The sequence below is a fragment of the Pseudalkalibacillus hwajinpoensis genome, from assembly GCF_015234585.1.
Classification (GTDB): Bacteria; Bacillota; Bacilli; order Bacillales; family Guptibacillaceae; genus Guptibacillus; species Guptibacillus hwajinpoensis_B.
The window spans coordinates 15,282-34,513 of sequence record NZ_JADFCM010000002.1 but is presented as its reverse complement, the minus strand read 5'-3'; the positions used below and the strand labels follow the sequence as shown (position 1 = coordinate 34,513).

The following is a 19,232-nucleotide window of genomic DNA, read 5'->3' as shown; positions in this document are numbered from 1 at the left end:
TTTTCCAACTGTTCTCTTAATCAAAATATCCGATTGGTTTAATCATTATAATCTGTTTTACTGATTCTGATCCTTCGTTTAGCATTTGAAATAACATATAACTTAATGAGGTGAAGGAATGGTATTCAAGAAGTCGTTTATTATGTTTTTTCTTGCTGATATCGTGTCAGGTTTCGGAGTAGGAATGAGTACGATCGGAGCAAATTGGTATTTACTAGACAAAACTGGGTCGGCTACAGCTGTTGGAGTGATGCTGACTCTAAATGTCGTTGCGGGATTTTTAGTCTCTCCATTGACAGGGATCATTACCGATAAGTTTAACCGGAAAAATGTCATCCAAGGAACTTTTATTGTAAGAGCCGTATTAATCGGGATATTAACTGCACTATTTATTAAAGACGGATTCTCCATTCATTACATATATGCATTTGCTATTGTCAACGGGATTGGATGGAGTATCTATATGTCAGCATCAAGAAGTTTGATCCAAGAATTACTAACGGAAAAGGAACTCTCTAAAGGGAATTCGCTAATTGAGATCAGTTTGCAGGTCGGCATGTTTATGGCCGGAGCTGCATCTGGATTCATTTATAAATTTATCGGATTCGAAGCTATTTTATTCATCAATGCGCTGATGTTTGTATGTAGCTATCTATTAATGATATTTGTTAAATATCATTCTATTAACTTAGAACATCATGAGGAAGGACCCTTTACCTCTTTCACAAAAGGTTTGCAGTATTTGAATACTCATAAATTAACCTTTTTGTTAGGCATTGTCTCTATTGTTCCTCTTATTTCAACCATGATCTACAATGTAGTCCTACCTGGATATGTAAACGATACTCTTAGAGCAGATTCAGTGGTTTTTGGATTTTCAGATATGAGTTATGGAATCGGAGGATTGTTATCAGGTTTTTTAGCTGCTCCTTTTGCTAAGAAGATATCCGAAAATAAAGCTGTAGGTATCATCTTTATTTTAGCTATTGTCACACTACTTGGATTAGCAGCAAACAGAATTGTACTTTTCATTTATCTAGGGAGTTTTATAATTGGACTTTCCAATTCGTCTTTAAGGATCATCATGAATACGATCCTCATGGAGGTTGTTCCAAAACGATTAATGGGTAGAACTCTCTCCGTCTGGATGGGAATTGCTCTACTCTTTCAAGCCTTGTTAGCAAGTGGATTAGGGTTACTGATAGATACTTTTTCTCCATCTATTGGCTTTGTCTGTATGGGAGGACTTATGCTTATCGGTCTAAGTCTTCAAGTCTTTGTATCTAAAAGGTTTCATAAAGAAGTACCAAAAATAAACTACGAGGTGGTTTAATTGAAAATTGTAGTTTTGTACGGAAGCACTCGCGAGCATGGCAATACGGAAGTCTTAACCGAACAAGTAATAAAAAACCTACCCGTTCAACGAATATTCTTAAAGTATTTTTAAATTGCCCCTATCGTGGATCAAAGACACGACGAAAGTGGATTCACAAAAGTAAGGGATGACTATGAGCAAATTGTTCTTCCCATGATGGATGCTGACGTATTAATTTTTGCTACTCCTATCTACTGGTATGGAATGTCTAGTATTATGAAAACCTACATAGATCGCTGGTCTCAAACAGCGAGAGACGATAGGTTCTCAAATTTTAAAGAGGTGATGTCCAATAAACAAGTCTATTTAATTGCGGTAGGAAGCGATGAACCTAGAATTAAAGGTTTACCACTCATCCAACAATTTGAATATATTTGTGAATTCATGAATTTTACATTTAAAGACTATATTTTAGGAGAAGGTGTAAAACCTTCAGAGATAATACAGGATGAGAAATCAATCCAGTATGCGAAAACAATTAATAAAACCTCGCTTGAAACCCAGTGAACATTTGTGAAATATTTTAATCAACTTCTACGAAAAACAAGTATATTCACAATATGTGTTTGGCAATCTAACTATGTATGAAACGACACTATGCTTTTGTATAATAAAACTCCTCGATATACATGTGACTCAACAATATCCTGTATATCGAGAAGTTTCTAATTTTGCATTAGTTCTGTATAGATAATTTCTATAGATGAAGATCATGACGAAGAACAATAGTATTTTCACTATTCCAGATAAGCTCCGAGTTTACAGAAGACTCGGATTCAAGATAATACACATAGATACATACAATAATGCATTACCTTCAATGTGATATATATTATTTATTTTTCTGTAACAAGTCTAACTTTTGTTCAAAGCAATCTAATTATTTTTTTGTTTTCCTTTTAAATGTGCTCAATTAACAACCCGTTACGTGATGATTAGTAACGGGTTGTTAGATTATTTCAGTGATTCACTTTCTATTATCTTGCATATATTACCTTCATTATGATTTACAACGACTTCTAACTGCTCATATCGGTCAATTAGTTGGGACCTGAAATCTTCAAGCTTCTGGATACGGTTAATTACATCTCGAATATAGCGTTCCAGTAAGCTTTTCAGATGTTCGCACGGACGTATATTATTGGAACTAAGATTGATTAACTCCTTAATATCATCTAATGATAGACCGAATTGCTTTGCCTGTAAAATAAAGCGGAGCTTACTTTCGTCCTCATTAGAATAGATACGATACTTTGACTCTGTTCGCTTTGGAGGATTAATTAAGCCTATTCGTTCATAGTACCTTATTGATTGAGTAGTAATATTAAATTTCTTACTTAAATCTCCAATTAATAGGCCATCACGCAAAAGAATCACTCCCTTAAATAATTAACAGTCTTAGCCCTGACCAATTCCTGCTTTCTCCAGTACTTCACGAGTTATGCGTTGTTGCTGCTGACAACAATCTAAAAGCTTTCCATCAACCACTACTGCTGGAACTCGAGTAATCCCATATTCTTTTGCTTTTTCCAGACCTGCTTTCTCTTTACTTGTTTCATTTAAATTATAGTAAGAAATAGAACATTGATCACAGCTTAACTCTTTCACCAAAGTTACGGTTTCATCACACATTGGACAGCCTGCAATAAAAACCTCTACATTTCTTTTTCCCATTTCATAACACCTCCAGTAGATTTACCATAAGTATAAACCTTATACTAAACTACAAGGTCAAGAGGTTAATTTAAAATCATATTGAACAAGGGTTAGCCCCTACTTCTTCTGCTGTATTTCGCCAATGAACTTTTCTTATAAATTTTAATTAAAACGATACTAACGATCAAAACGAATAAAATGATGAGCCCCCAATTCGTTTGTAGCGAGTTTATATACAACCAGCCCATCACCATCATCGGCGGAATGATTCCCAAAGCTGTAGACCACGTGAACTGCCAAAAAGTAATGGATACTAATCCTGCCCCGTAATTGAGTAAATTAAATGAAAATAAAGGAATTAAACGTAATATAAACAAACCGAACGTTCCATTCTTTTGAAACCACCGATCAAACTTTTCGTGCTTTTCTATGGAAACAAATTTTCTACTAATGGCTTTCCAAATAAACGAGCTAAATAAAAAGATAAATAGGCACCAAGCATTGAGCCAATCCAAGTATATAGGAGTCCTAATGCAAAACCATAAATATAGATATTTGCAAACAAAATGATTTCTGAAGGAACAAAAACGACGCTGTGTAAAACCATTAAAAAGATAGCGAAAAGTGGACCCCAAAAGCCTAATGATCTCATGTAAGTTTTAAGACTTTCAACGGCATCAGTTGAAAAGAGAATGGGAATTATCTCTCTAAATGATGGAACCATCCATACCATCAAAAAGAAAACCACGAGTCCTACCACAACAACGGAACGAATATGTATTATACAATCACTTCCTTATTTTAAAGATTTGTTTATTCTTTTCGTTAAAAAAGAAACTTATTTTTTATTTCTTCTTTTGTACTTTATAAAGTCATAAACCATGTAGACGGTGGCGACGATTATCAATATCGTATTAATGGTTTGAAATTCCTTTCCGTAGTAGTTAGGATTCCAATAAGAAACGGGACCTTTTATCACAACGTCACTGATTGGATAGAAAATCGGTGTAGCATCTGTCACATGGGTCAGTAAATCTGTAATAATATGACCTACCCATCCAAATAACAGCGCATGTAACCAGGTTAACTTTAGACCTTTTCTCCATACAACCACACCGTATACAATTCCCCAGATAATGAGTGAGTGTCCCGTTTTTCGGAGCATATCTACTACTGGATTATTGAACATTTCAAGAATAAAATCGTGCAATTGATTCACCGATTTACTAGATGATTCCATTTCGAATCCAGACATGACTAACTGAAATACATCTGCAAATAATTGAATGTTCAGAATTCCCTTTTCAATGGCAAGGAAGAAGAACATAATGAAATAAATCACATCTGGCCCAACAGCACCTAACACAAACCATTTCACTAAGTTCTTTTTTTTTCGAAAAACAAAGTATGTCCAAAATCCATGGTGAATGGTATTCAATTTTTATGACCTCGTTTCTGGGTCTTTTAAGACCTCATTTATTCAAATCATGACTCATTAAAGCGTGTTTCACCCGGAACTACAATTCTATAAGGAATTTGAATTTCCTTTCCGTTTGTCAACTCAACCGAAACGTTCATCTTTAACGTCCCTGGTGCGTGTAGTAAATTACCTGTTAGCTTATAAGTTCTGTCATCAACTTCAAACGCTTTTCTTTCTACTTTCCAGTTAGGAGGCATACTAAGAACAACAGAAACGTTGCGAATAGTTAAATCCTCTTCGAACTGTAAGGTAATTGTATTTTGTCCAACATGAAACGGAGTAACTTTTACATCGAGAGCTAAGTCTTCTTTAACATTCTTCTCAAGATAGACCCCTTGCTCAGCGACACCAGGATTTGTTGCAACTAACGTTGCTGCAAAAAGGAAAACAATAATGCCAAAAAACAACTCAGCTCTTATTTTTACAAAGAAAGAATGATCAAATTTTGAATTTAGATTCAGGATCGTTTTTCGCTGAACATATCCTATCACTACTAGGATAATAAATAATATTGTTTTTATAACAAGAGCTCTCCCCCACTCACTTACGAATAGACTCCCTAAAGAAAAAGAAGGAAGAAATTGAAAAGTCATCGCGATTCCTGAAAAGATGATCACTCCGACACTTAATAAAGCCCATTTTGTAAAGGGCACTCCAGCAGTTTTTATCCATTCTATATTTTTAATGCTTTTAGGTTTTAACAATAATGCCAAAAGACCTCCCATCCAAATTGCAACGGATAGCACATGAAGATAGGAAATAGCCATTGTTACATAACCACCATATCTTGGATAAGAGGCATGTCCGATGACAAATGGCAACATTAATAATGTTAGTCCAAATAATAATAGTCTTATCTTTTTGATTAAAAAACCAAGAGAAAGTAAAAGAAATTGAACAATAGGAATCCAAGTGAACTTTAGTTGAATGAATTCGACTAAGGATAACTCAGGTAACTCTGTCCTTTGATAAATTACCATTAATGTGATACCTAAAGCACTAACTATAAAAAGGAAGATATTTAACGTTAAGGACTGATAATGCCAAAACTGATTTTTAGTCACCATAGTATGAAACCAGTTAAAGCCGAATAACAGTGATAAACCAATAAAAATGAACCAATATGCTATTTGTTTTAATTCAAAAGTAAAATCAAGGATTGACCATATGAGGCCTCTATCTACTAATCCTGTGCCTTGACTTAAGGAAGAAAACTCATCGACTGCAAAATAAAAAACGCCCTGTTTATTGTTAGAGAATATCTGCTTGTCTACTTCAGACGGAGAGGCATACCAGGTTACCTGGTATGTTCCTTGATCAAGTTCTTCTGAAAATGGAATAATGATATGGGAAGGATCTTCGGAATTAGCCATTGGAATTTTCGTTTTAATTACTTCTTGTTGGTCATTAAAAAGTCCGAATGCGGACACTTCTGCAGGATGATTAAACCATAATTCCAATTGGTCTGGGGACCCTTTAATGATTTCCCCATCTCTAATACTTGATCTTATTAGTTTGAATTCCATGTCTTCTTCTACTGAAGCCCTTTTCTGGATTAAAAAATTGAATTCTTCTTTAATCGAATATCCATCTAATGCTAAGACGTTTATCCTGACAATATATTTTCCAGGCTCTAGTTTACTTTCTAAAGAAACATTGATATTTCCAGCATCTTGTGAGCTAAGTTTAGTTTCTTTTATTTGAACCTCGGATCCGGTTCCATCAATGATCTTAACCGATTCTGAATGTAAAATAACAGGATCTTGAAACGTAATCTCTATTACTGAAGGTGATACTTCCAATACCTCTCCATTTTTGGGAGACGTTTTTTCTAACGAAGAGTGTGCATCCACTATGGATGAATCAACAATAAGTAAGAATAATGCTATTACAAACAAAGGTACTACTTTAATAAGTTTTATCCTGTGACTCACTGGAACACTTCTCATAATTGTTCATGACCATTCTTACGATTGCTATCAGTATCTTTTCTATTCACACCTTCTATGACCAAAAAAAGGCCCTTATAGTAAGATTCTACTCTCACAACTTCTATATTGGATGCTTTCAGTAATTCCAACGTATTGCGATTTAGATGACATCCATCACAAACTCGCTTCCATACTGGGGTCAAAATATCTTGTGTTTTCCCCAACAATGATTGATTCATTTTGACATGTTCAAATAGCAGTATGGAAGAATTAGGTCTACAAACACGTTGAATTTCATCAATCGCTTTTTGAGGGTTCGGAATGGTGCAGAAAACAAGTGTCGCTACAGCAGTATCAAACGTGTTATTTTCATAAGGTAATATCTCAGCATTGCCATTTGTCATGTGTATAGGAACTTTTGATTGATTCAACCTTTTTATAGCTCGTTTCTTCATCGAGGGATTCGGTTCAATTGCATCTACTCTTGTTACTTTATGATAAAGTGGGAAATTCACTCCAGTTCCAGACCCAACTTCTAACACTCTTCCTTTTGCCCTATTGATTAGAGTTTCTCTAATTTTCCTAAACCTAACATTCTCTAAAGGAGCCATAGCACAATCGTATAGCATTGGACCCCAATTCTTCATAACTCATCGCTCCCAACTGTTAATCCTCACAAAAATAGTTAAGGCCTCTAAACGAGGCCTTAACAAAATCGTGTATTACTTTGAAGTATTACTTTTTTCAACGTTGCCTTCTTGAGATTCCATAAAGTCACCACAAGCCTCTATCATTTTCTCTCCCTGAGGAGAATTCATAGCATTCATCATGCTAGACATGTTTCCATTTTCCATCATTTTCGTCATACCGTTACCATTCATCATGTTCATCATACCGTTTCCATCCATATTCCCCATCATGTTATTGCCATTTGCTGAGAAACCCACTCCATTATTCTCAGCTCCTTCTGCAAATGCAGCTTGTCCGACTACTAAAAGTGCGGCTAGTGCAAAAGAAAATATAAATGATCCTTTTTTTAGTCTCATCATCTTCACTCCTTTTATTTGATAATCCTAAGTCTACTCTTTAAATTTGTTGAATTTGTGAAGATGGGTAACAGTATGTTATTTCTTACAACCGACATAAAGCACTCATTAATAATTTAATCTCTACTCTTTAAAATGGCCCTTTTATCATTGTATTCTTTTTCATCTATTTCACCTTTAGCTAAACGATCCTTTAATATTTGGAGAGAATGATCTTCCTTTTTATCAAAAGGCTTTCTAACTAGTACTGTGATTCCATATATGATAAAACCTAGAATAACTATCCATAAAAGCATGCTAATTACACCCCAACCCATCATCATATTTTCCACTCCTTAATTGGTGTTATGAAACGACACGAACACAAGTCACATATAGGATTTAATTCTCATTTCGGTATTGCTTCCATATTCTATAGACACTACCTTGAGGCATCATGTCATTAAATCTGACCCTTGTTTTGTTTGTTCAATTTTCAATTTATGACCATACATTTATCCTTTACTATCTTCACACACAGTAACTACGCTCCCCTATGGCACTTAGATATAAATACAGGGTATCAATAGCAAATCAACTAAATGCTCATCGAACTCAAAGATTTTTTCCCACTAATCACTTTCATCAATGTACGTGGTAGTGTACACAGATCTTAATTTATTCACTCAAAGTCGAAGATGAATCATCACTCGTGACCAAATTTAAAAAAATCTTTAGTCTCAAAACTTTTGGCCATTATTAGTTGACGTTACTGTTTTATATTAGTTAGAAGTGGCCACTCCCTTTGTCACTATTTGTTCCCAATGCTTACCATTTTCCCTAGTAAGAAAAAGATCTTTCTGGAAAGTAGTAAATACAATTTCATTTGAATCTTGCGGGTTTATTGCAACATATGAAATCGCATCCCCTTCACTTAGTCCAGGTATAGGGAGGGCCGATTCTTCTCCTGAATTAATATTTACCTTAATTAAAGAAGCTTCCTCCGTAATAGTCCCTACGAATAAGTCACCTCCTTCAGTAAGAGCTAAAGAAGTAGCTGCAATATCCATTAATATTTCAAAAGTATTTCCATAGTCTTCCGATAAAAACACCCCTTCATTTGTACTAATAACTATAATGTTCTCCAGAGTTGGATGTACAGCCATAGCTGCTGGTTGACCACTTACTCCATTCATCTGACTTTTCTCCCAAGTTTTAGTATCATCTAATGTGTAATATAGACCTGTCTCTTCCATTCGTGAGTTTGGTTCAGGGTTCTGAACATAAATAACATGCGAATAATATCCAGCCGTCATGCTATGGAAGTCAATTTCACCATATAAATCTAGCCTTTCAAGATTTCTCCCCATATTATCGCTCTTTACAATTCCAAAGGGGTTCTTCATATTGGATGAAGGCGAGGGATGACCGCTGCTGTAAAAGCCCTCATCAGTTATTGAAAATCCCATATAGTCATGTTTTTCTCCCTCAGGGATTCCCCATTCGTCATGGGAAAAGATCCTTAGTCCATCGTGGGCAGGTACATATAGTTCTTCTCCATTATTTGTGTACCCCAATCCATGAATATGTTGAAATTCTACCGTGTTTTCAAAAGATTGACGGTTGAATAGCGTTAATGCCCCCGTAATCAGAAATGTTGCTAAAAAGAAAATACTTAACCACTTGTATACTTTTGCTACCCTTCGAAATTTGTCTCTCTGCATCCTTTCCTCTTTTTTCTTATGGTTGATTTGCTTTATTTTTTTTTGAGATAACCAAAATAACGTATAAAATAACACACATAAAATAAATGATATCACCAGAGTGTATGTTAAACCTTTTTGTAAGGCCAAGCTCGTTTGGTCTTCCTCAGTCCCATGAGCAAACACGCTAACAGGAAATTGGCTTATTAATAAGAAAGTCATGAGAGCAACTATATGGTACAGTCTTTTCATTCATTTTTTCCTTTCTTCTTTTTCGATAAAAGAATAAAATATAAAATCCCTACTACAATTATGGGAATTCCCATCCAAAAACAGAGTTGGATCAGCGTTAATAAATATGAATTTATCGATTCGGGACCCAATATAGCTGTCCCGGAAATAGTTAGACAGATTAATCCAGCAACTATTAATATGATGGCTATTAACCATTCAAATTTTCTCATAGTTCTCCTCCTCTATAGGAAAAGACAATGTAAAACGTGTTCCATTCCCAATTTGACTGTCAACAGTAATGGAACCGTTTTGAAGCTCAACTAATTGCTTCACTATAGCTAATCCTAATCCCGTTCCTCCAAAATCCCTTGAGCGTGATTTTTCAACACGATGAAATCTCTCAAAGATGTATGGAAGTTCTTCCTTAGGAATACCGATCCCGTTATCTGCAATATCTACTTTTAGGTATTTATGGTTAAATACTATTTCCACCTTGATCAACCCTTCATTTGAATAACGTATCGCATTGCTTAGTAAATTAATAAATATTTGTTCCATTCTTACTGAATCAGCCTTTATCAGAGGTAAATGATTGGTTACCCTAAGGGAAGTATTTAATCCTTTAATCTGAGCTTCTCTTTGTACCTTTGAAAGTGCTTGCTCAGCTATTTCACTTATATTTACATAGTCAAAATTGAGATCAATACGAGCTTCTTCCATTTTAGATAGTTCAAATACGTCATTAATCAATTGAGTTAGTCGATTCGATTCATCTTGAATAATTTTTAGATACTGTTGTTTTTCATCATTATTCTGGTAGTAACCCTCTCGTAATACCTGTGCATATCCCTGTAGATATGAAATTGGAGTTCGCAATTCGTGAGAGATATCAGCGAAGAACTCTCTTCTATTTGTTCGATAACGATTTAATTCCTGAGCTAGATCATTGATCGCTTGAGATAACGATCCAATTTCATCCCTTGAAGATACCTCCAAACGTACATCTAGATTTCCTCTGGTTAATTGCCTTGTTGCTTTCTCCATCTTTAAAAGAGGAGCAGACATTTTTCTTGAAATCATAAATGTAAATCCAAGAGCAAGGAATAGTGCCCCAAATCCAGATAAAATGAGAAAGTTCCTGACCTTCGAGATAGAATCATAAATACCATCTACTGACGTAAGGACAAAGACAGCACCTATAAAATCACCAGATGTGCTAATTGGGTGACCTGAAACATAAAATTTATGTTTATTAGGAATTTCTTCAATTTGCTTTGTAATCGGATTACCGGATAATAATTCGTTAAATTCTCCCTCAGAAATAGCAAATCCACTTACACCCGAATTCGTTACCTCTTTCTTTTCCTTATTTAGAATGATGACTTCTTTATTCGTTAAATCTGCAAGAGACTCAAACATCGAATGCGTCATCGGGTTTTCTATTGATTTAATTGTTCTGGCGTAACGTTGGGATAAAACTTCAGTTTCCTCTTGAATTTCATTAAAATAAAATCCAGAAAATATTTGGTTAACTACAAAACCTAATGGTAACAATACGACTAAAAATAAGATCATAATGATGCCACCAAGCTTTAAAACGATTTTATCCCACTTCATGAACGGTCCTCTGCTTTATTAAATTTATATCCTACTCCCCAGATTGTTTTAATTGGATTAAATGGCAGACCTGATTTCCGAAGTTTCTCGCGTATATTTTTCACATGTGTATCGACCGTGCGTAAATCATGAAAATCATCTAATGATCCAATTTGATTCAACAATATCTCTCTTGTATACACTTGGTTTGGTTGACAAACTAAAAGATGAAACAATTCAAACTCTTTCCGAGTGAACTCAACTAATTGCTCGTTAACCTTAACCTCTCTACTAACACTATCAACGGATAACCCTCCTTGTATAAAATACGGAGTAGAAGATGATTGACCAATTTCATGGCGTCTTAATAGTGCATTTACACGTGCCACCAATTCCTCAGGAGCAAACGGTTTAGTTAAATAGTCATCTGCACCCAAATTCAAGCCACGAACACGATCAGTTATATCGGTTCGGGCTGTCAGCATCAGGATTGGGACATTTTGAAATTCTCGAATCTTGTAACAGACCTCCCATCCATCAATATCTGGCATCATAATATCTAAAATGACCAGGTCATAGGAAGATTGGGAAGCCATATCGACTCCCACAGTACCGTCTCCTGCTTCATCGATTTTCATTTTTTCCCTTGTAAGGTATATCTTAATTAAATTTCTCATATTCCACTCGTCATCGATAACGAGAATTTTTTTCATACTAATCCCTCATTTTTTATTCGATTAAATTATATCTATTGTGCGGAATTCGTGAAATTTTAATTATTTGTATATGTGACCCATATACAAATAAACTTTTAAATTCTCCATCCAGATGGATTGTTTAACAAAAGCCATTTCTGTTATACATCACATAAATGGAATGCTTTTAATAATTTAACCAAATAGTTTGATCATACCCATAGTCATCGCAAATATAAGACTGATTCCATTATTAAAAGTCAATCTCCGTACACTGGTAATGGTTTGACATATTTCCTACGATAGTAAATGAAAAAGAAACTGCCTATTATAAGGACTATCGATATGGCTTGTGCCATTCTAATTGAAGAAGTCAACATTAAGCTATCTGTTCGCATTCCTTCAATAAAAAATCTACCGAATGAATACCAAATGACATAACTAAGAAAAAGCTCTCCTCGTCTCAAGCCCACCCTATTCCGAATCAGTAATAAAACGATCATTCCCACAATATTCCAAATGGATTCATATAAAAAAGTAGGATGATAATACGTTCCGTCGATTAACATTTGGTTCACAATCCAAGTTGGTAATCCCAGTCCTTCAAGGAAGGTTCTTGAAACTTCCCCTCCATGTGCTTCTTGATTCATGAAGTTTCCCCATCGCCCAATGGCTTGACCAATTAATATTCCAGGTGCTGCTACATCTGCTATCTTCCAGAAAGAAACCTTTCTCTTTCTTGCGAACACTACTGCCGTTAAGACTGCACCAATTAATGCACCGTGGATTGCAATGCCGCCTTCCCAAATCGCAATAATATCCCCCAGGTTTTCTTTATAATAGTCCCAGCTGAATAGGACGTAATAGATTCTTGCAGATAATATAGAGATCGGCACAGCATACAAAATCAGATCGATAAATAAATCTTTATCAATACCTGTACGTCTTGCATCTTTTAAAACGAATGCTAGACCTAAGATCGCACCACTTGCAATAATCAATCCATACCAATAAACAGTTAAGGGACCTAGTTCAATTGCAATTCGATTTAAGGGTTGGATAGAATTCACTCCTTTTCACTTCCTTTTTCAAGTTAATCGTAACTAATTTCATGTAATATTTATTATTTGAACCTTATTGATGTCTTAAATTATAACCAGTAAGTGACACCATCCAATATTCCAATTATGATGAGAGCTACTCCTGCTATTTGTTGTAGGGTAGCTCCAAGTTTCCTACCCTTCTTTAACAGAGCTCCACTTAACCCAAAATACCAAATTAAAAACATTGCAAAAAGAAACGGCAACGAAGTTCCTATAGCAAAAGTAGCTGGTAATATGACTCCATATGAACTTGATAAAACAAGTGGCATTAGCAAAAGAAAGAATAAGGAGAACATTGTTGGACAAAATCCAAGTGAAAAACTTCCGCCCATAAGAAACGCTCCCCATCTACCTTTCTTTAAAAACTTTTCAGGGACCTTTCCGAGCTTTAAGCTCCATTTCATCTTAAAAGCACCTAAAAGGTAAAGACCAATCAACACAACCATCGGCCCAAAAAATTTTCTCGCCCACGGTAATATTTTGACAAGGGTATGTTGATATTCTTGACCGAGAGTCCAGACAATGAGTCCCAGACTTGAAAATACTACTACCTTACCCAAAATAAAAAAGAATACTTCTCCCCATAAAATGCCTTTCTGAAAAGATCGATTACCATAAAATGTTATTGCGCCTATATTACCTGTAAACTGACATGGAGCTGTAGCGCCAAGAACACCTAACACAAAAGCAGATAAGAGCGGAATTGAATTTGTTTGGTAAGCTATATTTGTAAGAGGACCACTTACAAGCTGACTGATAGAATTAAAAACGTCATACATTTTCATAACTCCTTTTAAAAAATATGTATGAATTAAATATGTTAACCAGAAATTATGAACCATTTATTTTATTTTATAAGCCCATAGAGTTAATTCTTTAAGAAACTCCCCTTTTTTAAGGATAATAAATGTATGTGTAGATTTTGTGAGGTTTCTATTTTTTTGAAGAATAACTTTCTACGTTTTACGTGATTAAAAACAAGTAGTGGATTACCATCAATCACCTTATCGATTGGCTCTTAGATGATTTTCACCTATAACAATCATCTATCTTTAATTCAGTCCAAAAAAAGCATAGAAAGCAACATCTAGAAGCTTTCTATGCTCGTACAACGCCCTCTATATGAGAAGTTTCCCTTATCAATAGGTAATTCTTGGTCTTCCATACATAAATTGGAGTAGTACTTTCAAATCAAACCTTAATAATGAATATTATTGATTTAATCTCTTTCTTAAACGATCATACTCTTCCTCTGAAATCTCACCTTTTGCTAAACGTTCATTAAGAGTCTCCACAGATTTGTTATGGTTACCATTATTACCTGGTTTCTTCATCCAGACGACCATCAAAATAATCAACACTAGAATTAGAATTCCAAAAAATCCAAATCCCATAAATCCTCCACCCATTCCATTTCCGTTCATCATATTTTTCAACTCCATTGTAAATAATAATGAATTACACCTAAGAAGGTATTTCAAAACCGTTTTTAGAATTTGTTTTTCAAAATTCTAACTATTTATTACACTCATTACAACATATGACCTATATCTGAAGCAGTCGTTGGATAAGCATAAATCATTTGCTTTAATTTTTTTGTTGGCAACTTGAATTGAATAGCTGTCGCAATGTGATTAATAAGATCATCTGCTTCATTGCTAATAAGATGAGCACCCATGATTAAATCCTTTTCTTCGTCAATTAACAGTTTAATGGCTGCATGAGATTCATTGGTTCGTTTATATGTAAACCAATTCGATATCTCCTTTTGAACAACCTTAATATCAGGATTCATCTCCTTTGCTTTTTCTTCACTAAGACCCACAGAGGCAATTTTAGGAACAGTAAACACAACGGAAGGCATAACAGGATAATCAATTTCTTTATGATTTCCCTTTAGTAAATTTGAGGCAACAATATGAGACTCCAAACTTGCTACTGGGGTAAGCGGTAATCCATCTGTCGCAGCGACATCACCTGCTGCGTACACATGTGGATTACTTACACTTTGTAAATAATGATTTACTTTAACTCCACGCTTATCGTATTCAACATTTCCATTTTCAAGATCCATATCTAATGAAGGGATTCGACCAGCTCCGTGAACAACTAGATTTCCTTTTAGTTCATATGGGTCTTCCCCTTTTTTTGATGTAACGATATAGCCATCCTTTTCTTTACGAATAGATGCAACAGAACTTTCTAAATGAACCTTTATGCCTATATCTATAGATTTTTTCATCAGTAAGTCAACAAGATTCGCATCAAAATTCTCTAGTGGCTTTTCTCCCCGGTGGATGATATGAACTTCAGAACCAGCTCTTGCCGCAATATGAGCAAATTCAAATGAAATATACCCGCCTCCTACAAAGATAATTTTCTCTGGCAGTTCTTCTAATTCTAAGAATTCGTCACTATACGTAAGATAGTCCTCTCCTTTAATGTTTAGAGGAGTTGGTTTTGCCCCTGAAGCCATTAAAATCCGATTCCCTTTTATCGTGTGCTCGCCCACTTGGACTTCGTTCTCACTAATAAATGAAGCTTTTTCATGATAGGTATCAATTCTATTCTTAGTTAAAGCGTCTTCTTTTTTATCTGGTACATGATCCGTAAATTTCTTTTTAAACTTCATTAGATCTTTCCAAACAATAGAGGGCTCTGATTGCACTCCGTTTTCTTGCATCCTTTTATTCCAATCCAATAATTCTGCCGCACCAACTAATACTTTTTTAGGATCACAGCCTCTCAAAGCACAAGTCCCCCCAAATGGGCGGTCATCCACCATCGCTACTTTCCAACCGGCTTTATTACACTTTGCTGCTGTTATGGATCCTCCGGAACCGGATCCAATTACAATGAGATCGTATGTTTCCATCTAAGTACCTCCTTGATTTTAACTCGCTATTAAAACCATTTCCTTATCACTAACTAGTCAAACCATGTACCTTTTCCAGTGTAAAAAAAACCCACCGTTTTACTAACGGTGGATCCATGGATGACGGTTAGCCTGCACAACAAGACAGTTTGGAAACGTCTTTATCAAAGGTTAAACTAGCTAATTTTAATCCCTCAGCCATTGTAAGGTATGGTGCCATTGTTTCCTGAAGGTCTTCAGCTGTGAGTTTGAATTTCACGGCTAAGGTAGCTGCATAAATGACATCACCTGCATTTTCTGCTACAACGTGTGCCCCGATAATTTGCTGATTGTCCTCATTCATCACGAGTTTGAATACACCGGTGGTTTCATGATTGACCAATGCTCTTGGTACAGCTTCTAATGGCAATACAGAATTCTTCACATTGTATCCTTGTTCTCTAGCTTGTTGTTCTGTTAGACCTACAGATGCTACAGAAGGAGACGTAAATGTCACTGCTGGAACGGTAGTCAAGTCTTGTTTCCGTTTTTGAGCCCCTGTCACATTCTTCGCTACCAAATTTCCTTGATAGGCAGCAACATATACAAATTGAGGACTTAAGGTAACGTCTCCTGCTGCGTATATGTGAGGGACACTTGTTTCTAAAAAGTCATTGACTAATACTTCTCCAGCTTTACCAACCTTCACACCGGCTTCTTGGAGCTGAATTGCAGTTGTATTCGGAGCACGACCAACCGCAACTAATAGTTGATCCGCAGACACAACTTGATCTTTTCCGTTCACTCGAATATGAACTTCCTTTTCACTGCCATTTTGGACAACCTTGTTGTACTCGACATTTTTTATCAAGCGAATGCCTTTTTCCGTGAGCGATTTTTCAATGGCTTGAGAGATTTCAGGATCATAATCTTTAAGGAGACGGTCACTCCGTTGCATTAATGTCACTTCTGATCCTAAATCATGAAGCATTTGACCTAATTCAAGCGCAATATACCCTGAACCGATTACGACGAGATGCTTTGGAACTTCTGTCAAATTTAAAGCAGAGGTGCTTGTTAAATAGTCACTTTCTTTCAGTCCTGGTATATCAGGTACAGCAGGTGACGCTCCTGTGGCAATCAGAAAATGCCTTGAGGTTAGCTCTTGATTATTCACAACGATCGTGTGTGCATTTTTAAACCGTGCTTCGCCTTTTATCAGATCAAATCCGTAATCCTCAATAAGTTCTTCGTATTTCTCTTTACGTAACTTCTGAACAAGTTCGTCCTTTTGTTCTTTAAGTTGCGATATGTCTGGCTTCGTTGATTGAAGAGCTAAACCTTTAAAAGGGTTATGATGAGCATGGCTGTTCAGTTCACCAGCTCTTATCAACATCTTAGATGGAACACAACCAATGTTTACACACGTTCCTCCAATCGTTCCTTTCTCGACCATCGCCACTCTTGAACCATTTTCTGACGCTTGAATCGCAGCAGAAAAAGCCGCGCCACCAGATCCGATGACAACAAAGTCGTACTCCTTTACTGAAGAAGATACTAATTTGCTTGCTGTAGTATTGACATCAAGAACATCAACAGCTTTGTAAGGCGTTTTATCAAGAGCTTCCTTAATCTTTTCATGATTTAAAGAATCTGGGCGATGAAATAAAGCAATACCTTTGCGAAAACTGACATTGATATCTTCAGCACCAAGACTATCTAGTGTTTTAAATACATGACGTTCACAGTGATCACAAGTCATGCCTTCGATTTTTATCTCTGTTTTATTCATTTCAAAGTTCCTCCTCATATTTATTCTTTATTTAAGCTTGGCTCGCAAGAACTCTTAACACCATAACCTACAAACAACAATTTTCTTTTTCATTGGAAGCTTTAGTTCTTTTACGATAGGAAAAGACCGTTATTAAAATAAATAGAACTAATGCGGGAATCAAAACGTAATCCAAATAGCCAGTTAATGCACCGAGTCCAACAGTGCCTAGTAAAATAACTAATACTGGAGTCGTACAACAAATAAGGGCAATGATTATACCTACTACGCCGGTAATAAAAGTCTTATTCCTCTTCATACATAATTAGTGTTTCTATAATAGGACACTCATGAAGATCCTTTGTACTGGGACATCGTTCCTTTAAATCAATAAGGAGATGTTGAATCCGAGCCAAGTCGTTTATTTTTTTCTCAATTTCCTTTTCTTTCAATGCTACGAATTCATACATATCCTGGCAGCGTACATCATCTTTATCCACTACGCCTAGTAATTTGTGAATTTCGTCCAATGAAAAACCCAGCTCTTGCATTCGTTTAATAAATTTCACACGTTTAATGGAATGATCATCGTATATCCGATATCCTGACTCATTCCGAAATGGAACAGGTATTAAGTCCTTCCGTTCGTAATAGCGTATCGTTTCTTTATTGACGTCGCAAAGGTTAGCTAATTCGCTTATTTGATATCCCATCATCATCATCACCTCCATACATAGAATAACCCCTGTACCATAGTACAGGGTCAAGTGTAAAAGATGCCTTTTATTAAATTAACCAACTGTAATATTTAGGTTAGTTTATATTGAAATCGTTCATGAAAAATAATGTCTCAATTTGGTTTGTTTATAAATTAAAAAAGTCGAAATTTCTTGTCCCACACATTAAAGTATGGAGTTGCAGTTGCTCAAGTGCCAGTGCTTTTAAGAGAAATGACCAGGAGTTGTCAATCCTCCAGAAACTATGATCTGGTACTTTTCCTTCAAATTATGTTCGTAAAGCCAATCAACAGCTCTCACTAAAGAGTGAAGTGTCGGAAGACAAAATCATCTTCAAGTGTAGGCGGTGCACCAACCGTTCCTCCTTCTGCTCCATCGATGACGATATAATCCACATTCATCTTAGCGATCACTTCTAAGTCATATTCAATATTGGGCCATCTCCCACAGCGTAAGTTTTATAATTATCAAAAATATAGGGTAAGGTAGCAGCTAGTCACAGTGCAATCACAAAGAGGTACGATTATTTTTTCTTCTGGTTCTTTCTTATATTTTAAATGCCAGCATAGTTTACGGCTGTTGTCACTTCAACATAAAAGCCTTTATCACTAAGTTTCGCGTTGCACTCAGAATTTTATCTTCTTCAATAGTAATAAAATCACCATTAGTTTCGCATACAGCTTTTAAAATTTGAGAGGAAACCTGGGAGTGGGCACCTATATTTCATTAGGTGACAACGCTAATACAAAAAGTAAGGGTCTAGTCTCGTTCTTAGAAAAGGTTAGCCGCATTGAGCCACGCCTCTTAACGCCAATGAAAGATCTGGCGAGCATTGTACTCAAAACCATTTTCTCATACCCAGGCTAATCGCTTTTTTAAAATCGATTAGGTGGTCTGGAATTTGTGCAGCTGGGAGGTGCATTCTATGGGTTTAATGAGTTATTTGTTAATGGCTTAATTGATAAAATGCCGAAAATTATTGCCATACAAGCAGTAAATTGTTCCCCGCTAGTAGAGGCTTTCAACAATGGGGATTTATCAGCCCAGCCTAAAGGCATAGCTACTTTAAACA

General features: G+C 35.7%; 21 protein-coding genes and 1 pseudogene. 2 read left to right on the top strand and 20 right to left on the bottom strand.

The genetic code is table 11. The features are described 5' to 3' along the window. Nucleotides 1-118 precede the first annotated feature (118 nt). Complete coding sequence (locus IQ283_RS08115) at nt 119-1,333, top strand: MFS transporter (RefSeq protein WP_194219692.1); 1,215 nt, start codon at nt 119-121, stop codon at nt 1,331-1,333. After that, nucleotides 1,334-1,882: pseudogene (locus IQ283_RS08110) on the top strand (flavodoxin family protein). A gap of 447 nt (nt 1,883-2,329) precedes the next feature. On the opposite strand, the gene IQ283_RS08105 reads toward IQ283_RS08110, so the two are convergent. The 20 genes from IQ283_RS08105 to merR form a co-directional block, all read right to left on the bottom strand. Then, nucleotides 2,330-2,743, bottom strand: a complete 414-nt coding sequence (locus tag IQ283_RS08105) for a MerR family transcriptional regulator (protein WP_194219691.1) — start codon at nt 2,741-2,743, stop codon at nt 2,330-2,332. A gap of 30 nt (nt 2,744-2,773) precedes the next feature. After that, entirely contained in the window at nt 2,774-3,049 is a 276-nt protein-coding gene (locus IQ283_RS08100) for a thioredoxin family protein (RefSeq protein ID WP_194219690.1), read from the bottom strand. Nucleotides 3,050-3,141: 92 nt separating this feature from the next. After that, nucleotides 3,142-3,546 (bottom strand): TVP38/TMEM64 family protein, encoded by a 405-nt coding sequence (locus IQ283_RS24375; protein ID WP_194219689.1) that lies wholly within the window; start codon nt 3,544-3,546, stop codon nt 3,142-3,144. After that, nucleotides 3,459-3,683: a VTT domain-containing protein gene (locus tag IQ283_RS24370; protein WP_408962583.1), complete on the bottom strand. Its 225-nt coding sequence runs from the start codon at nt 3,681-3,683 to the stop codon at nt 3,459-3,461. Before IQ283_RS24370 ends, IQ283_RS24375 begins: the two co-directional genes overlap by 88 nt. A 186-nt stretch (nt 3,684-3,869) precedes the next feature. Beyond that, entirely contained in the window at nt 3,870-4,469 is a 600-nt protein-coding gene (locus IQ283_RS08085; RefSeq protein WP_206759439.1) for a hypothetical protein, read from the bottom strand. A gap of 47 nt (nt 4,470-4,516) precedes the next feature. Next, on the bottom strand, nt 4,517-6,445 hold the full coding sequence (locus tag IQ283_RS08080; protein WP_194219686.1) for a copper resistance protein CopC: 1,929 nt from the start codon (nt 6,443-6,445) through the stop codon (nt 4,517-4,519). Between the two features lie 11 nt (nt 6,446-6,456). Continuing rightward, the gene (locus tag IQ283_RS08075) at nt 6,457-7,089 is read right to left on the bottom strand and encodes a class I SAM-dependent methyltransferase (protein WP_194219685.1); all 633 of its coding nucleotides are present in this window, start codon (nt 7,087-7,089) and stop codon (nt 6,457-6,459) included. A 75-nt stretch (nt 7,090-7,164) separates the two neighbouring features. Beyond that, nucleotides 7,165-7,488, bottom strand: a complete 324-nt coding sequence (locus IQ283_RS08070; RefSeq protein ID WP_194219684.1) for a hypothetical protein — start codon at nt 7,486-7,488, stop codon at nt 7,165-7,167. Nucleotides 7,489-7,604: 116 nt separating this feature from the next. Continuing rightward, entirely contained in the window at nt 7,605-7,811 is a 207-nt protein-coding gene (locus IQ283_RS08065) for an SHOCT domain-containing protein (protein ID WP_194219683.1), read from the bottom strand. 438 nt (nt 7,812-8,249) lie between these two features. After that, complete coding sequence (locus tag IQ283_RS08060) at nt 8,250-9,191, bottom strand: F510_1955 family glycosylhydrolase (protein WP_194219682.1); 942 nt, start codon at nt 9,189-9,191, stop codon at nt 8,250-8,252. Between the two features lie 227 nt (nt 9,192-9,418). Continuing rightward, the gene (locus tag IQ283_RS08055) at nt 9,419-9,634 is read right to left on the bottom strand and encodes a hypothetical protein (RefSeq protein ID WP_194219681.1); all 216 of its coding nucleotides are present in this window, start codon (nt 9,632-9,634) and stop codon (nt 9,419-9,421) included. Further along, nucleotides 9,621-11,021, bottom strand: a complete 1,401-nt coding sequence (locus IQ283_RS08050; RefSeq protein ID WP_194219680.1) for a sensor histidine kinase — start codon at nt 11,019-11,021, stop codon at nt 9,621-9,623. Before IQ283_RS08050 ends, IQ283_RS08055 begins: the two co-directional genes overlap by 14 nt. Beyond that, a complete protein-coding gene (locus tag IQ283_RS08045; protein ID WP_194219679.1) occupies nt 11,018-11,713 on the bottom strand; it encodes a response regulator transcription factor in 696 nt (231 codons plus the stop codon). Before IQ283_RS08045 ends, IQ283_RS08050 begins: the two co-directional genes overlap by 4 nt. Before the next feature lie 242 nt (nt 11,714-11,955). Further along, on the bottom strand, nt 11,956-12,765 hold the full coding sequence (gene lgt / locus IQ283_RS08040; protein ID WP_194219678.1) for a prolipoprotein diacylglyceryl transferase: 810 nt from the start codon (nt 12,763-12,765) through the stop codon (nt 11,956-11,958). Between the two features lie 80 nt (nt 12,766-12,845). Then, the gene (locus IQ283_RS08035) at nt 12,846-13,577 is read right to left on the bottom strand and encodes a sulfite exporter TauE/SafE family protein (RefSeq protein WP_194219677.1); all 732 of its coding nucleotides are present in this window, start codon (nt 13,575-13,577) and stop codon (nt 12,846-12,848) included. A gap of 432 nt (nt 13,578-14,009) precedes the next feature. Further along, the gene (locus IQ283_RS08030) at nt 14,010-14,225 is read right to left on the bottom strand and encodes an SHOCT domain-containing protein (protein ID WP_194219676.1); all 216 of its coding nucleotides are present in this window, start codon (nt 14,223-14,225) and stop codon (nt 14,010-14,012) included. 104 nt (nt 14,226-14,329) lie between these two features. Continuing rightward, the gene (locus tag IQ283_RS08025) at nt 14,330-15,673 is read right to left on the bottom strand and encodes a dihydrolipoyl dehydrogenase family protein (RefSeq protein ID WP_194219675.1); all 1,344 of its coding nucleotides are present in this window, start codon (nt 15,671-15,673) and stop codon (nt 14,330-14,332) included. A 127-nt stretch (nt 15,674-15,800) separates the two neighbouring features. Next, nucleotides 15,801-17,444, bottom strand: coding sequence for a mercury(II) reductase (merA, locus tag IQ283_RS08020; RefSeq protein ID WP_194219674.1), 1,644 nt, complete (start codon nt 17,442-17,444; stop codon nt 15,801-15,803). A gap of 67 nt (nt 17,445-17,511) precedes the next feature. Next, on the bottom strand, nt 17,512-17,742 hold the full coding sequence (merF, locus tag IQ283_RS08015; protein ID WP_194219673.1) for a mercury resistance system transport protein MerF: 231 nt from the start codon (nt 17,740-17,742) through the stop codon (nt 17,512-17,514). Further along, the gene (gene merR / locus IQ283_RS08010) at nt 17,729-18,136 is read right to left on the bottom strand and encodes an Hg(II)-responsive transcriptional regulator (protein WP_194219907.1); all 408 of its coding nucleotides are present in this window, start codon (nt 18,134-18,136) and stop codon (nt 17,729-17,731) included. Before merR ends, merF begins: the two co-directional genes overlap by 14 nt. Nucleotides 18,137-19,232: the final 1,096 nt, after the last annotated feature.

What these genes read in the sequence shown, in the direction of transcription:
- IQ283_RS08055 (WP_194219681.1), bottom strand. Translation starts at nt 9,634, where the DNA reads ATGAGAAAATTTGAATGGTTAATAGCCATCATATTAATAGTTGCTGGA.
- IQ283_RS08065 (WP_194219683.1), bottom strand. Translation starts at nt 7,811, where the DNA reads ATGATGATGGGTTGGGGTGTAATTAGCATGCTTTTATGGATAGTTATT.
- IQ283_RS08045 (WP_194219679.1), bottom strand. Translation starts at nt 11,713, where the DNA reads ATGAAAAAAATTCTCGTTATCGATGACGAGTGGAATATGAGAAATTTA.
- IQ283_RS08060 (WP_194219682.1), bottom strand. Translation starts at nt 9,191, where the DNA reads ATGCAGAGAGACAAATTTCGAAGGGTAGCAAAAGTATACAAGTGGTTA.
- IQ283_RS08035 (WP_194219677.1), bottom strand. Translation starts at nt 13,577, where the DNA reads ATGTATGACGTTTTTAATTCTATCAGTCAGCTTGTAAGTGGTCCTCTT.
- IQ283_RS08115 (WP_194219692.1), top strand. Translation starts at nt 119, where the DNA reads ATGGTATTCAAGAAGTCGTTTATTATGTTTTTTCTTGCTGATATCGTG.
- merA (WP_194219674.1), bottom strand. Translation starts at nt 17,444, where the DNA reads ATGAATAAAACAGAGATAAAAATCGAAGGCATGACTTGTGATCACTGT.
- IQ283_RS08100 (WP_194219690.1), bottom strand. Translation starts at nt 3,049, where the DNA reads ATGGGAAAAAGAAATGTAGAGGTTTTTATTGCAGGCTGTCCAATGTGT.
- IQ283_RS24370 (WP_408962583.1), bottom strand. Translation starts at nt 3,683, where the DNA reads ATGAGATCATTAGGCTTTTGGGGTCCACTTTTCGCTATCTTTTTAATG.
- merR (WP_194219907.1), bottom strand. Translation starts at nt 18,136, where the DNA reads ATGGGATATCAAATAAGCGAATTAGCTAACCTTTGCGACGTCAATAAA.
- merF (WP_194219673.1), bottom strand. Translation starts at nt 17,742, where the DNA reads ATGAAGAGGAATAAGACTTTTATTACCGGCGTAGTAGGTATAATCATT.
- IQ283_RS08030 (WP_194219676.1), bottom strand. Translation starts at nt 14,225, where the DNA reads ATGATGAACGGAAATGGAATGGGTGGAGGATTTATGGGATTTGGATTT.
- IQ283_RS08050 (WP_194219680.1), bottom strand. Translation starts at nt 11,021, where the DNA reads ATGAAGTGGGATAAAATCGTTTTAAAGCTTGGTGGCATCATTATGATC.
- IQ283_RS08025 (WP_194219675.1), bottom strand. Translation starts at nt 15,673, where the DNA reads ATGGAAACATACGATCTCATTGTAATTGGATCCGGTTCCGGAGGATCC.
- IQ283_RS08070 (WP_194219684.1), bottom strand. Translation starts at nt 7,488, where the DNA reads ATGAGACTAAAAAAAGGATCATTTATATTTTCTTTTGCACTAGCCGCA.
- IQ283_RS08075 (WP_194219685.1), bottom strand. Translation starts at nt 7,089, where the DNA reads ATGAAGAATTGGGGTCCAATGCTATACGATTGTGCTATGGCTCCTTTA.